Here is a 13,807-nt window from a genome sequence, read left to right as displayed (position 1 = left end):
AAAATCCCCAAATTTCTTAGCTCTTAGATGCATAACTAATCACGGCATAATCCATGACCTGCTGACTATAAGGAACACCCAATTTACTAAAACATTCTGCAACTGTTTGCTGACCCGGGTATTGGTCAGACTTAATATTGACATGTTTTTTAAAACAATCATTGACTTGTCTATCAAAAGATGACCAACCTGTGCCTGAGCTACTAGCAGCACCTGGAATGATAGTCGTCACTACAATTTGAATAGGTTGTACCTGATCGAGCTGAACAGTAGATGCATCCGTTCCAAGTGGGTAAAATTTGAATGGAACATCAGCCTGCATACTGCTTTTCTTAACAGCGACTTGTGAAATCATCACATTTCGGCTACTGCTATAATCAGCTTGTTTGTATTCACAAAACCCTGCTACTCCAAGCTCTGTATTGTTAATGCCATCGTCATTATCCGTTGGATAAACGATACTTGCTTTCTGCAAAGAAAAAACTTTGTCTTGAGATTTAGGACGAAAACAGAATACGAGTTCTTTATTTAAAAATTCATCAGATTTCACTATTCCAAACAAACCTAAAGAACTCAGGTTTTTCTGAAATGTAGCTGTATCTTGATTATCTTTTTCTAACGCAAAAAAAACGGCATCTGCTGTTTGCTTCATTAGACTTTGAGCTTGACTATTTGTTGCGATATTTAAACCAACTAAACTTTGCTTGACGGCTAACGTCCCTATGAGGACCATGAATATCAGCACAAACAATACAACAATTAATGTCGCACCTTTTTGGAACTGTTGCATTTATAACCCCTCCATAAGACCGTAGCCATTTCTTAATGCAACAGTTTGGCTCACCACATCCCTTACATACTTTTCTGTCAAGCCATCATCTAACTCTACATCTTGATTCAACACTCTAAATTCTGTCGGCATTACGTCATTTCCTGCGACTGAATCATAACCACGTACCAAAGCCCCTAACTGAATAGACATAATACGTGCACGCGGAGCCACATCCTTCAACAAACTATTCGTACTTCCCATGTATTGATCAATCGTCATATAACTAAATTCATCGCTATTATTTTGCTTAACACCGAGTAGCACATTAAAATAGTCCACTCGTCGCATAATAATTTGACCATTACCACCTAGTCCCTCCACTCCCGAAGGAAGACTATCTGTGGGTACCAAGGTTTTATATCGACCAGCATCACACGCTAAGGCCAAATCCGTACTTTTTCCATCTGTTCGCAGGAAATATCGTTGTACAATAAATAAACCTTCATTAATCTCATCTTGAGTAATCGCATTTCCTTCACAATCAAATCCTTGAGGATCAAATGCTTTATATTGAATGACTAACTGGTCACTCGCGACATTGACATTACTTGGTCCTACTTTAGCTCTAGTGAGCTGACTAAGTTCCACAGATGAATTTGTTAGATATAATGGGAGATTCGCAGACTGAACTTTTTTATCTTCTTCAGCTAAAGAGGTATAGCTTTTAGAACTGGTGAGAACAATACCACTATATTGATTTCGATCATTTATTATTGCCAAATCAGCATCTAAATTTGCTAATTTAATATCTTTTACCAGATAGTTAAGACCAAAATTACCGTTATCTTGAAGTTCTGCTAGATTTTTTTGTAAATTATAATTAATACTTCCTGTTAAAAAAAGCTGAAATGCTGCAGCAATAATAATTAAACCGATAACTAAGGAAACCATTAATTCAATGAGTGTTAAACCTTTTGAATACCTCATTAGTAAGCCTCCAAAACTATGCATTTAGAATTAGACGTCAAGCTTCCACTATTAGTACATGCATTTGTTCCACCATCTTTTGGCAATGTCTCCCCCCAAGCTACATAAACACAAAAGCGATTTAAACTCATATTGCCAGGGCAGTCATTGAGTGCAATCTTCATACCTGATGTATAAGCTCTATAAAGAATTTGATTTGCATCTTCTTGTGCGAAATCTTTGCTTGAACATTTTGTACTTCCAATACAATTGGGTGTATGACTTGAAATATAATATTTTCCCGACATTGCATTACTATATGCGTCAACAAGCTTATCTACATCATTCTCTTTAATTTCTATCGACTTAGATAATCCCGACTTATTTGCGCGCATTCTTTCAGATAGATCTCTTGCTAAATTCATTGCTTGTATTCGCTTTGATGCATCTAAAGAAGCATCCATTGCACGTACCTGCAGTATAGAAAATCCCAGAACACCTATTGAAAGCAAAATAAGCGCTACTAACACTTCCATAAGTCCTACACCGTGTTGAGTTTTAATTTTCATTGTTAACAACTCCCAACAAATGCAGAGGTTTTGCTAGATGACACTCGACCAAAATTAGTTAAAGTAATATAATTTTGAGTACTAGCATTTGTTATTTTTATTTCTAAATTTGCAGGCAATCCACTTACATTCCCTTGAGGTAGAAATTTAATGAAAGCAAGCGGAGATCTCATCACAGCCTGAGACCATGTAGTTCCTGTACATGTACCCTCAATAAATGACAACGTTACACCTTCGGCAGGCTTCCAATAGCGATGAGCAGGATCGTCAATACCATTAACACCAAAATAAACAGTAACTTCTTTACGGTATAAAACTGCATCTGCTCGTGCTTGTACTAAAGCTTTCTCTAAATCTGTAGAAGTTCTTTGAATAGATCTTTTATCCATCGTATCCTGAAATTTTGGAGCAGCAATACTTGCTACAATTGCCAATACTGCAATCGTCACCATGAGCTCAATTAACGTAAAACCTTTATTCTTTTGCACACTCTTCCCCAGCTCCAAAACTTTCCCCTATTAAAAATAATATCTATAAATTTTACAAAACCTACACAGAGTAGATAAAAGGCATAAAAAAACAGATAACTGTCATATTATAGCTATCTGCTTATTTTTTAATAAAAAATAAATTGTTAAATAGTTAACAATTTAAGCCTGTGTTACAGGAATACGTAACTCTTTCGGCAAACTAAAGGTGATATTCTCTTCTCGCCCATCCAGCTCTTTGGGTGCCTGTGCACCCCAATCCTGTAAACGCTGAATCACCTGCTTAATTAAAATTTCCGGGGCGGAAGCACCTGCGGTTACCCCAATTTTAGAAATATTGGTAAACCATTCCTGCTTGAGCTCATCTGCATTATCAACCAAATAGGCTGCTTTACCCATACGTTCCGCCAGTTCGCGCAAGCGATTTGAATTGGATGAATTCGGTGATCCTACAACCAACACAACATCGCAACGTGCAGCTAAATCACGTACAGCATCCTGGCGGTTTTGTGTCGCATAGCAAATATCATCTTTGCGTGGACCTTGAATATTCGGAAATTTTTTGCGAAGCGCATCAATGACTTTCGCTGTATCGTCAATCGACAAAGTCGTTTGGGTTACAAAAGCGACTTTTTCAGGATTACGCACAGTTAAAGCTGCAACATCCTCTTCATCTTCGACCAGATAAATGTCACCACCATTATTTTTATCATATTGCCCCATAGTGCCTTCAACTTCTGGGTGACCCTCATGACCAATCAGAATCGCTTCTACTCCCTCACGGGCATATTTGGTCACTTCAATATGTACTTTAGTGACCAATGGACAGGTCGCATCAAAAACTTTTAAACCTCGGCGTTCGGCTTCCTGCTGCACAGCCTTAGACACCCCATGTGCACTAAAAATCACGATATTGTCATCTGGAACTTCATCTAGCTCATCGACAAAGATCGCACCGCGCTGACGTAAGTCATCAACCACAAATTTGTTATGCACCACTTCATGACGCACATAAATGGGTGGATTAAAGCATTCTAGGGCACGGTTCACGATCGCAATGGCACGATCCACACCGGCACAGAAACCACGCGGGTTAGCTAAAACAATTTCCATAGAAATCCTCAATACTCACTCAATTTATGGCGCTACAATTGAAATAAATGTAAAACAATCGACGTACAACTATTTAGTTTAAAGCCGGTCTACTCTAAAATAGAGAAGATATTTTATCATATCAGGAAAAATATCATGTCGGGTCTCTTGTTTGTCGTTTCTGCAGCGTCTGGAACGGGCAAAACATCCCTCGTTAAAGCATTACTTGAACGCGTCAACAATCTTCATGTTTCTGTTTCTCATACGACACGCGGTCAACGACCTGGCGAACTCGATGGCGTACATTATCATTTCTCGACTAAAGAAGACTTTTTAAACCTGGTCGAGGAAGGTGGTTTTATTGAATATGCCGAAGTCTTTGGTAATTATTACGGCACAGCACAAGCGACTGTAAAAGAACAACTTGCTAAAGGTCATGATGTACTACTTGAAATTGACTGGCAAGGTGCACAACAAGTCCGTCGACTTTTTCCTGAATCTAAACAGATTTTCATTCTTCCGCCAAGCCAGTTTGATTTGCGTCAGCGTCTTTCCAACCGTGGTACAGACTCTGTTGAAGTGATTGAACACCGTCTTAGCTGTGCAGTCGAAGACATGCAGCAGTATGTCAACTTTGATTATGTCATTATCAATGATGACTTTAATAAAGCATTACATGATCTTGAGTCTGTGATTATTGCCAATCGACTGGTGCTTTCCCAGCAAGCGTCCCGCCATGAAAAACTGATCCAGGCTCTAATTACTCCAAGCGAACAGTGATTAAAACTTGAGTCTCCAGACAAAGCATTTTATACTGTGCAGTCTGTTGAAATTTACTATTCAAAACGAGAATTCTTATGGCACGCGTAACCGTTGAAGATTGTTTAGACCATGTAGACAACCGCTTTGAGCTTGTACTAGTGGCAAGCAAACGCGCGCGTCAATTGGCACGTCAAGGCATTGAACCAACTGTGGAATGGGACAATGACAAACCGACTGTAGTTGCTTTACGTGAAATCGCTGCAGGTCATGTATCAAAAGATATTTTGAAACAACGTGATCAAGATTATCAAACTTCAAGTTTAGACCTTGCTCTTTCTGCAAATAATCTAAATTTAGATGGTTTTTCTTTCCAATAAGAATAAACCATTCCAAAAAGCCTAGTTTTAAACTAGGCTTTTTTTGTTCTGTGACTTTTATATTTTGCGCAGAACGGTTATAACATAAGGGTTAGCTCTAAAGTCAGTATAAATTTTTCACTTGTGGATATGAAAAAACTGACCCACTTTATGTTATACATTTCGTACGAGCTTTTTCTGTTTTATTTGTTAAAAAATCCAGTTTTAAAGGTGTTTTATGCCAGGCCCACAGGTCAGTGAAGCTAAGCAACAGTTAAAAATCATCATCGACGCGTACTTAAGTGAAAGCGACGTCGAACGTGTGCTTGCGGCCTGTGATTATGCCGATATCGCCCATGATGGCATTACCCGTAAAAGTGGTGAACCTTATATTCTGCACCCTATCGCGGTGAGCTGTATCTTGGCCCATATGCGTCTGGATACTGAAACCTTAATGGCAGCGCTGCTGCATGATGTCATTGAAGATACCGACTTCAATAAAGATGACATTACTGAAAAATTTGGCAGCACGGTTGCAGAGCTGGTCGATGGTGTTACCAAGCTTAGCCATTCCAGTGATAAAGAATATAATAAAGCGGCCTCTTTCCGTAAAATTCTGCAAGCGACTCTACAGGATCCACGTGTCATTATTGTGAAACTGGCAGATCGCTATCACAATATGACTACGCTGGAAGCATTACGCCCGGATAAACGCGCCCGTATTGCCCGCGAAACCTTTGAAATTTTCGTTCCAATGGCACGCTTGGTCGGCATGAATGAAATGGCAGATAATCTGGAACATCTCTGTTATCAGAATCTGGATCTGGATATGTACAATGATGTCCAGGCTGCCCTTTTAGAAACCAAGCCTAAACGTTGTGAATATCAGGCCAAATGGGAACAGAAACTTAACGAATTACTACAGCAATATGCGATTGAAGGCCGGGTTAAAAAGAAAAACAATAATATCGAGCTATTACGCCACTTTGTAAAAAATGATATTGATCTGCAGGAACTTACCCATAGCCACGCATTTGAAATTATCTTACAGAGTATTGCCGACTGTGACCGTCTCGCAGATATCCTGACTGAGAGTTTTACAGTTCAAAATTATCAGGACAATATTCGTCGCCCTCTGCCAGGCGGCAACCAGTCTTTAACTATGCGCTTAAAAGGCGAAAAGACTACTTTATCGCTGACTATTCAAACTGAACTAATGCGCAAAGCTGCGCGCTTTGGTGTTGTACTGGGCGAAAATGCGCCTCAGGCTTGTCGCTCTGCTATTCAGGCATCCATGCAAAATCTGAACGTATTGGTTGATGGTGAATGCGCCAAAACTACGTTCAGCGAATTACTGGATTATTTGCATCAGGAAAAAATTTGGGTTTATACCCCTCACGGTCATCTGCATGAATTACCGCAAGGTGCGACTGCAGTTGATTTTGCCTATGCTGCCAGCCTATTCCTGGGTAACCACGCTATTGGCGCTAAAATTAATGGTGAAACCAAACCGCTTTCTACGCCATTATTGAGTGGTCAGGTCGTTGAAGTTATCACTGATGTTCTTGCAACCCCAAACCCGGACTGGCTCAGTTTTATTAACACCCAAAAAGCCCGTCGCGCGATTCAGAATATCCTGCGCGATCAAGACATTGATGAACAGCGCCTTGTGGGTCAACAGGCCCTCAACCGTGCCTTAAAACTTTTCCAGTGTTCTATTCTCGATCTGACCGAAGCTGACTGGAAAAATGTACTGGAATGGCGTCATGTTCCCACTAAAGAGCAACTATTTGAACAGATTGCTGTAGGTGACTTATTACCACAACTGGTTGCTAACCATTTATTTGCACATGACCAGCATCAAAATGCGAATAGTTCAGGTCGTCTTATTCAGGGTACAGAAGGTGTAGATGTTAAATACGCACATTGCTGCAACCCGGTACTTGGTGATCCAATTCAAGGTCATCTGACTCGTCGTGGCCTAATTGTACATCGTGCCCGTTGCCATAATTTATTGCAGGAACAACATATGCATCCTGAAAATATTATGCCTCTACAATGGACGACTGAAGATCTGGATGATGTCAGCTTTACTTCCTATCTCTGTATTGATCAGGCTATGGACGATGAACAGATTTCCGATCTGATTTATCAATGTCGTAAAGGCCATACAGGTGTAGAGATGGTACGTAATTATGATGGCAAAACTTATGTAAATATTGTGGTACATAACCGTAAACAGATTGCCAAGATTATTCGTGATTTACGCATGCATTTTGGTTTTCCACGTATTACCCGCTTAGAACAACCGCTCAATATTGCTGAAACCTCTAAAGCCAGTTAATCATTTAAAACGATAATGCTTTTGTCAGTTGAATTGATCTAATATGATGTATGTTGATGATTAAAGGAGAAATTGATGTCCCGCCAAGTGATCCATACTGAAAATGCCCCAGCTGCCATAGGCACCTATTCACAAGCAATTCTAGTCGGGGATACGCTTTATTTATCCGGCCAGATTGGTCTGGATCCATATAGTATGGAACTGGTTGAAGGCATCGAAGCTCAGATTCGCCGTGTTTTTGATAACTTGAAAGCGGTTTGTGAAGCAGCGGGTGGCTCATTAGCTGATATCGCAAAGTTGAATATCTTCTTGACCGACCTTTCTCATTTTCAACTCGTTAACCAGATTATGGGTGAATACTTTGCTCAACCTTATCCGGCACGTGCTGCCTTAGGGGTTGCAAGTTTACCGAAAGGTGCTTTAGTTGAGATGGATGGCATCGTCGTTATCAATCAATAAGTTATAAAAATCACCAAATCTCCAGCCTGCAATATTTAATTCTAAATTATAAATCGCTCTTGCGCAGAAATCCGAGTAGCACTCGGATTTCCGCTCAGGTGTTATTTTTTTATCTGAATCATCAATCATTATAAAAAGTATTTTCAAATGATTTTTATTGACAAACGATAACAATTATCAATAATATCTCTTATCTTATTTATTCACTGTGGTTGTATCCTATGTACGTTTGTCTATGCCGTGGCATTACAGATCAAGACATTAAAGATGCTATTGCAAATGGCGCCGAAAGTTACCGTGATGTACGCGAAATGCTTGATCTAGGGACGTGTTGTGGTCGTTGTGCTCCTGAAGCCCGTATGATCATTAGTGATGAAATTTCCCAGATTGCTGCACGGCTAGCGGTTGCTGCTTAAAGCAGATAACGATAATTATAAAATCAATGGTCTCGTATCATTACTCCTCCCCCGCCTCTGACTCTGGCGGGTTTTTATTGCTTTATATTTCACCTGAAGCTTTTTGATTGCGATTTTCATTTGCAGTTCAATAAATTACTCGCCATTGCTCGCTCGATTGATTTAAGATAAGTTAATCAAAAACCCATAGCGATGAATGGGTTAACAGGCTATATGGAGTGATACGATGAAAGGCAATCGTGATGTAATTAATCAGCTGAACCAGGTGTTGTATCACCACCTTACAGCGATTAACCAGTATTTCCTGCATTCACGCATGTTTAATGACTGGGGCATTGAAAAACTGGGCTCGGCAGAATATAAAGAATCCATCCGCCAGATGAAGCACGCCGATAAAATCATTGAACGTATTTTATTTCTGGAAGGCTTACCAAACCTGCAACATCTTGGCAAATTATATATTGGTCAGCATACTCAAGAAGTACTGCATTGTGATGTACGCAAAGTAAAAGAAAATATTGAAGTCATTCAGCAGGCTGTGGCTTTGGCAGAAACACAGATGGATTATGTGACTCGTGACTTGGTGCGAGAAATTCTGGAAAAGGAAGAGGAATATCTGGACTGGACTACGACTCAGCTAGATCTCATCGAAAGTATTGGTATCGAAAACTATATTCAAAGTCAGCTCTAAGATTCGATTTAAAATCAGAAAGCCAGCAGATGCTGGCTTTTTTATAGGGAATTTATCTTGGCATATCCTGAATCAATTCTTCATAACTGAGTTCGGTTTTTTGAATAACTTTTAAGCGTTGCAGCTGATGCTTGGCTTCATTTTCATAACCATTAAAAGCTAACAGTTTGGCATATTTAATCAGATTATATTTAGTTGGATAACTTAATACCATCTGCTCACCCTCTTGAATCTGTTCAGAGGATACTTTGCTATATGGATTAAGACGAATCCAGTCAATACGATGATTAAACTCTGTTAATAAATAGATTGGCTGTTGATTGGTGATTTTTTCGGGCTGTTGCTCATAACGAATACTTTGCCCAAGTTTTGGCACAGCGACATCATAATCCCGATAGATCACGATCAATAACAGTAGTCCAAACCCAAAAATGATTTTCATTGCTATAGCGGGTAAGGTCACGGTTTTGATATTCGGATTTTGGGCTAGAACAGTACCTAAAATAAAACCTACTGGTAAAAGGAAATAGGCATAGTGCTGCGGAAACTCAAACATGGCATGGGTAAGAAAAGCTCCAATCATTAAAATACCAATGACAGACTCAGGGGTCTTAACCCATCGCTGCATTTGATAACCCAAATAGCCGAAATAGGCTAAGAAAGGCAGACCAATAACTAGCCCATTCCACAGCAAGAAATCAATAATTAAGTTATGTGCACTGCGAATCCAGACCGGACCCTGCACTGTATCACTAATCGAGACGAAGGCAACACTGGTCTGATACCAGCCATATCCGAACCATGGCTGTGCCTGAATTGCCGCTAGCATTTGCTGCCAAATCGCTAAACGAGACATATCACCTGTTGCACGTGCTACTACATCCCGGCTTTGAACTACGTCCGCATCCATTGCCTGCGCAGCCAACTGACTGAGTAAAGGAAAAGCGACAATACAAGCCACAAAGAAGCCAAACCACAGACTGCTGTAATACCATTTCAGGCGAATAACACCTTTATATTGATAGAAAGCTAGATACAGTATAATTGCAATCGCTGCTACCCAAGCGGTACGTGATTGGCTTAAAGCAACTCCCATGATAACTACTGCGGCACATACAAAAAGCCACTTAGTCTGAATTTTTTTCTTTTCATATAAGTAAAGGCAGCTCATCAATGCCATGACCAAAAAAGTCGCCATATTATTTGGCTGAGCGAAATTAGCATAGGGCCGTTGATTACCGCTGATATTTACCATACCCGGCAATACAGAATCCAGATTAGACCATTGACACAATGCGATTAAACCAGTAATCGTTCCGGAAGCAAGGAATACATAACTAAGATTGGTAAAAGTTTCTTCTCGCTTATAGTTTCCTGCTGAAAGGTTATAACCGAGTACACTTGCCAGCCAAAAGCTAAAAACAAAAATAATGCCCATCATGGCAGTACTAAAGAAAAATACTTGTCCTGCCAGCAATTGAATTACAGGTATACAAGCAAGTAATAATAAAGGGAGATTGATTACAGGAAGCTTGATTTTTTCTTTGAGAAAAATTGCAGCCAAAGCAAATAAAGAAAAAAATGCGTAGAGCTCACCTGTATACGTCACCCATGGACGGTAATGAACAGGCATGAGCCATGCAAGGGAGATCAAGATAGCTGCAATGAGGGCGAGCGTGGATTTCATGTGGTCAATGAATCATAAAAATTTAGCACATGATAATCAAAAAGCAGATTATTGGGTAATCTGCTTTTTGATGTTTGAAAAATTGATTACTTCCAAGGGCGCAGGTCGGCGATTTTAATCACTTCTGCAGTTTCTTTATTCATTAAAACTACCATGTCTTGCTCTACCCCCGATAACCCTAGCCATGAGTTAGCCATTGGATATTGATTTAAAACTTGTTGTACTTTTTGGGGATTATTAAATCTTTTCAAATCATTAAGCGAAAAAGCAATATTCTCAATTTTAGACTTCATGTTGGTTAAATCGGTGTAATACATTGGATGATCCATTGCGATTGTAAATTTAGGAATTGGATGGGTCTTTTGAATATCCTTTGTATCGAGCAGAGCAACAACTTGAGGCTTAAACCATGATGGTTGTTGATACTTTGGTTGAGCTAAATGCAGATGGCTCGTTTCTATATCACTGTGTCTCACAATATGAAAGGCCAATGAATCATAAACAATCCAAGCAGGACGACCTTTAGCAATGGTGTAAAAGCCATATGCAAACGCGCTCACTTGCAGAAGAATAACGATTGCCAAGTCAAATTTGAGACTTTTCTTATCCTCTTTATAAACCAGCCAACCAAATAATGGTCCGATCACAACATCAATTGCTAAAAGCATAAAAGTTAAATGTGTAATACCAAGCGCTTGATGAAGGGGGACTGGATACCACACATAAAAAATTAGATATAAAACGATCAATGCAATAATGACCGAAATCGAGAGGTGTCCTAAAAAAAATTTAAGCCGTTTAGACATTTAATAAAACTCCCCAATAGTAATTACTAGTTATTTCCACAATATTTTATAAATTTTTCATAGAATTACATCATAAATAGTACAAATTAGACGGCTTATTGTTGAACAACATGCTCATATAAGAATTGATCTATAAAATGTTGATCTACTCGTCTATTGAAACCATTTCCGACCCAAACAATGACTTCATTTTGCTCTGTCACTGCAAGCAATGAGGAAGCAGGACCTAAACTTCCAACTCTGTAATACATTTTGGCTAACTCTTGTGATTTTTGATAAGAGCGAAATACAACTCCATTACAAGTCCCAAAATCATTTATTTGACATTGACTTTTAGCCTTTCCAAATGTGGCAAAAATATCCAAATCAGAATTCATAAACATAGCATGAAGTTGTAGTGCTAAATTCTCAGCACTTCCTGTCAAACCTCCCACTGCAGATAAGGCATAAAAATCTATCTTTTTTAGTTTTTTTTCATCTAGAAAATAACTGTTTAAAAAGTCATAATCCACTTCATCAACAAAATTATCTCCGTCAGAAAATTTGATATTATATGCATCTAAATTATAACGATCTATAATATATTCACGGAATGACTTACCTGTTACCCTCTCAATTAAAACCCCGAGTAAACAAGTATTTCGGTTATCGTAACAATATTGAGCATCAGGATCAAAATCTAGGGTTATTTTTGTTAAATGATGAACATCATAAGCACACCATGGTTTTTGATTGAAATCAAAAAAAGGATCTTGACTTTTTTTATGATCAAATCCAGACCGATGTTGTAATAGATCAAAAACTTTAATTTTTTTAATTCGCTTATCTTTAAAACTATTAAGCTCAGGAAAATATTCAGTAAAACCATCTTCTAAATTAATTTTTTTTTGCTTTGCCAAATCTAAAACTACATAATGCGTCAACACTTTAGTAAGGCTTGCATATTTAAACCTAGTATTATGATTAATCTTTTTTACTTTAAATATCGAACTACTACTAATGCAACCGTATTTATTACTGTGTGAGTCAATATATACAAGTTGATTTGTTAAAATATCGTCTTTTTGAATAATTTCTTTGAGTAACATGGGCATCCACTTTGGAGCTAAAGTATCACAACGAATACTGTCTTCTGAAATTTTAGACAAAACTATTCGCGCCAATGTTCTTTCCCCTATTTTTGTCACAAAAATAGCTAAATACACAAATAGTATGAGTAGCACGAAAAAAATTAGTTTTCTGCTTAATGAATCTTTAACCATTTTTTTATTTTTGCAAAAAAGCCATGCTGTTCTACCCATTGATAGTACTGTTGATATTCAGGAAAGCGTAGTAAATGTTTTTCTTCAGTTTTTGCTCTCAAATAATAGATTAAACTGATTGCAGACATTGCCAAAAAGTTATGAATGAGATCAAAACCCATTACTCCAAAAAAAGGCACTGTGTATGCCCACCAATAAATATTTTTAAATAAATAACTAGGATGACGAAAGTGCTTATATAACCCTTGATCTACCAACCCACGCCAACTTAAATTTGCAAATTTAAATCCAAAGTGAGCATTAGAAACCCAATACAACAACCATGTTGTCATGATCAAAATCAACCAGGGATAGTAATACCATTGGCCTTTTGCCCAATCTCCCCAAGTATAGTTATCAACTTGAGATAGTAAAATTTTATAGAAATATAAAAAGGGTGGATAACATATAATACAAACTAACCACCCCTTAAGACTATTATCAATACTTTCTACTCTATTACAAAACCAATGTGAAGCAAAGGTATAGCCAAAAAGTGCAATTAAAACATCAAATGTCAGTCCTAAAAGATAAATATAATAGTCAACTTGATTTATATTAAAACTTGGTATGGTTAATATTTCTGTCAAACATATAGATAATGAACCATAAATAAATGTCAAAAAGAAAATTTTTATCAAAAATTTAGGAATTAATTTACGTTTATCTCCATAAAAAAATACATCTTCTTTACGCTTATAACCACAAGAAACCAACCCTAAGTAAAATATAACTAAAAAAGGTGAAAAAATTAGAACATCTGCATAATAATAAGAAAAAATATGTTGACCGAAATACTCTTTCATTATTTTTGCATATAAAAGTGAAATCAATAAAAAAAATAAAAACTCAATCAATGTTTTTTTTATAAATTCATATTTAAAATTTATTTTAATATTTTTTTTATTTACAAAAATTAACATAACAGTAAAAAATGACATCGAAATAATAAGTAAAACTTTTAATTCAATACTAATTAAAATATTAATACTTTTAAATATACATAAATAAAATAAAAAAGCCCCAATTAATACTATCGATTCTTTCAATTTTAACCCCATTTATACAATAAAAAAGCTGCCTTATAGCAGCTTTTTT

The 13,807-nt window shown here is 37.6% G+C and carries 15 protein-coding genes; 6 read left to right on the top strand and 9 right to left on the bottom strand.

Features of this window, described 5'->3' with window-relative positions; all coding sequences use genetic code 11:
- Positions 1–16: 16 nt before the first annotated feature.
- The 5 genes from FTU01_RS02655 to ispH form a co-directional block, all read right to left on the bottom strand.
- Positions 17–790, bottom strand: coding sequence for a pilus assembly protein (locus FTU01_RS02655; protein WP_180138047.1), 774 nt, complete (start codon positions 788–790; stop codon positions 17–19).
- Positions 791–1,759, bottom strand: coding sequence for a PilW family protein (locus tag FTU01_RS02650; RefSeq protein WP_180138045.1), 969 nt, complete (start codon positions 1,757–1,759; stop codon positions 791–793). It abuts the gene before it with no gap.
- A complete protein-coding gene (gene pilV / locus FTU01_RS02645; RefSeq protein WP_180138044.1) occupies positions 1,759–2,307 on the bottom strand; it encodes a type IV pilus modification protein PilV in 549 nt (182 codons plus the stop codon). Before pilV ends, FTU01_RS02650 begins: the two co-directional genes overlap by 1 nt.
- Positions 2,308–2,309: 2 nt before the next feature.
- A complete protein-coding gene (locus tag FTU01_RS02640) occupies positions 2,310–2,795 on the bottom strand; it encodes a prepilin-type N-terminal cleavage/methylation domain-containing protein (RefSeq protein ID WP_180138042.1) in 486 nt (161 codons plus the stop codon).
- A gap of 162 nt (positions 2,796–2,957) precedes the next feature.
- Complete coding sequence (gene ispH / locus FTU01_RS02635) at positions 2,958–3,908, bottom strand: 4-hydroxy-3-methylbut-2-enyl diphosphate reductase (protein WP_104425648.1); 951 nt, start codon at positions 3,906–3,908, stop codon at positions 2,958–2,960.
- Positions 3,909–4,043: 135 nt separating this feature from the next.
- Between ispH and gmk the strand changes: the two genes are divergently transcribed.
- The 6 genes from gmk to bfr all read left to right on the top strand — a co-directional run bounded on the left by gmk (position 4,044) and on the right by bfr (position 8,915).
- The gene (gene gmk, locus FTU01_RS02630) at positions 4,044–4,667 is read left to right on the top strand and encodes a guanylate kinase (RefSeq protein ID WP_179992166.1); all 624 of its coding nucleotides are present in this window, start codon (positions 4,044–4,046) and stop codon (positions 4,665–4,667) included.
- Between the two features lie 77 nt (positions 4,668–4,744).
- Positions 4,745–5,026 carry a DNA-directed RNA polymerase subunit omega gene (rpoZ, locus tag FTU01_RS02625; RefSeq protein WP_004650579.1) on the top strand — a complete coding sequence of 94 codons (282 nt, stop codon included), beginning with the start codon at positions 4,745–4,747 and terminating at the stop codon, positions 5,024–5,026.
- Positions 5,027–5,243: 217 nt separating this feature from the next.
- Entirely contained in the window at positions 5,244–7,349 is a 2,106-nt protein-coding gene (locus FTU01_RS02620; protein WP_180138040.1) for a bifunctional (p)ppGpp synthetase/guanosine-3',5'-bis(diphosphate) 3'-pyrophosphohydrolase, read from the top strand.
- A gap of 75 nt (positions 7,350–7,424) precedes the next feature.
- A complete protein-coding gene (locus tag FTU01_RS02615) occupies positions 7,425–7,808 on the top strand; it encodes a RidA family protein (protein WP_005233608.1) in 384 nt (127 codons plus the stop codon).
- Between the two features lie 221 nt (positions 7,809–8,029).
- The gene (locus FTU01_RS02610) at positions 8,030–8,224 is read left to right on the top strand and encodes a bacterioferritin-associated ferredoxin (protein ID WP_004787097.1); all 195 of its coding nucleotides are present in this window, start codon (positions 8,030–8,032) and stop codon (positions 8,222–8,224) included.
- 226 nt (positions 8,225–8,450) lie between these two features.
- Positions 8,451–8,915: a bacterioferritin gene (gene bfr, locus FTU01_RS02605; protein WP_034705394.1), complete on the top strand. Its 465-nt coding sequence runs from the start codon at positions 8,451–8,453 to the stop codon at positions 8,913–8,915.
- 52 nt (positions 8,916–8,967) lie between these two features.
- Here the strand turns inward: bfr and FTU01_RS02600 are convergent, their stop codons facing one another.
- The 4 genes from FTU01_RS02600 to FTU01_RS02585 form a co-directional block, all read right to left on the bottom strand.
- A complete protein-coding gene (locus FTU01_RS02600) occupies positions 8,968–10,602 on the bottom strand; it encodes a PglL family O-oligosaccharyltransferase (RefSeq protein ID WP_180138038.1) in 1,635 nt (544 codons plus the stop codon).
- Between the two features lie 86 nt (positions 10,603–10,688).
- Positions 10,689–11,408, bottom strand: coding sequence for a TfpX/TfpZ family type IV pilin accessory protein (gene tfpZ / locus FTU01_RS02595; protein WP_180138036.1), 720 nt, complete (start codon positions 11,406–11,408; stop codon positions 10,689–10,691).
- A gap of 95 nt (positions 11,409–11,503) precedes the next feature.
- On the bottom strand, positions 11,504–12,709 hold the full coding sequence (locus tag FTU01_RS02590) for a serine hydrolase (RefSeq protein ID WP_180138033.1): 1,206 nt from the start codon (positions 12,707–12,709) through the stop codon (positions 11,504–11,506).
- Positions 12,652–13,758, bottom strand: a complete 1,107-nt coding sequence (locus FTU01_RS02585) for an isoprenylcysteine carboxylmethyltransferase family protein (protein WP_180138031.1) — start codon at positions 13,756–13,758, stop codon at positions 12,652–12,654. The genes FTU01_RS02590 and FTU01_RS02585 overlap by 58 nt, the downstream gene beginning before the upstream one ends.
- Between the last annotated feature and the right edge of the window lie 49 nt (positions 13,759–13,807).

The organism is Acinetobacter sp. YH12043 (genome assembly GCF_013419915.1).
Lineage (GTDB): Bacteria > Pseudomonadota > Gammaproteobacteria > Pseudomonadales > Moraxellaceae > Acinetobacter.
Note: the sequence above shows the minus strand (reverse complement) of the source record. Positions and strands in the feature narration are given on the sequence as shown.

Excerpts from the sequence above, each read along its gene's own strand:
- FTU01_RS02655 (WP_180138047.1), bottom strand. The coding sequence starts at position 790 with ATGCAACAGTTCCAAAAAGGTGCGACATTAATTGTTGTATTGTTTGTG.
- FTU01_RS02650 (WP_180138045.1), bottom strand. The coding sequence starts at position 1,759 with ATGAGGTATTCAAAAGGTTTAACACTCATTGAATTAATGGTTTCCTTA.
- pilV (WP_180138044.1), bottom strand. The coding sequence starts at position 2,307 with ATGAAAATTAAAACTCAACACGGTGTAGGACTTATGGAAGTGTTAGTA.
- ispH (WP_104425648.1), bottom strand. The coding sequence starts at position 3,908 with ATGGAAATTGTTTTAGCTAACCCGCGTGGTTTCTGTGCCGGTGTGGAT.
- gmk (WP_179992166.1), top strand. The coding sequence starts at position 4,044 with ATGTCGGGTCTCTTGTTTGTCGTTTCTGCAGCGTCTGGAACGGGCAAA.
- rpoZ (WP_004650579.1), top strand. The coding sequence starts at position 4,745 with ATGGCACGCGTAACCGTTGAAGATTGTTTAGACCATGTAGACAACCGC.
- FTU01_RS02620 (WP_180138040.1), top strand. The coding sequence starts at position 5,244 with ATGCCAGGCCCACAGGTCAGTGAAGCTAAGCAACAGTTAAAAATCATC.
- FTU01_RS02615 (WP_005233608.1), top strand. The coding sequence starts at position 7,425 with ATGTCCCGCCAAGTGATCCATACTGAAAATGCCCCAGCTGCCATAGGC.
- FTU01_RS02610 (WP_004787097.1), top strand. The coding sequence starts at position 8,030 with ATGTACGTTTGTCTATGCCGTGGCATTACAGATCAAGACATTAAAGAT.
- bfr (WP_034705394.1), top strand. The coding sequence starts at position 8,451 with ATGAAAGGCAATCGTGATGTAATTAATCAGCTGAACCAGGTGTTGTAT.
- FTU01_RS02600 (WP_180138038.1), bottom strand. The coding sequence starts at position 10,602 with ATGAAATCCACGCTCGCCCTCATTGCAGCTATCTTGATCTCCCTTGCA.
- tfpZ (WP_180138036.1), bottom strand. The coding sequence starts at position 11,408 with ATGTCTAAACGGCTTAAATTTTTTTTAGGACACCTCTCGATTTCGGTC.
- FTU01_RS02590 (WP_180138033.1), bottom strand. The coding sequence starts at position 12,709 with ATGGGTAGAACAGCATGGCTTTTTTGCAAAAATAAAAAAATGGTTAAA.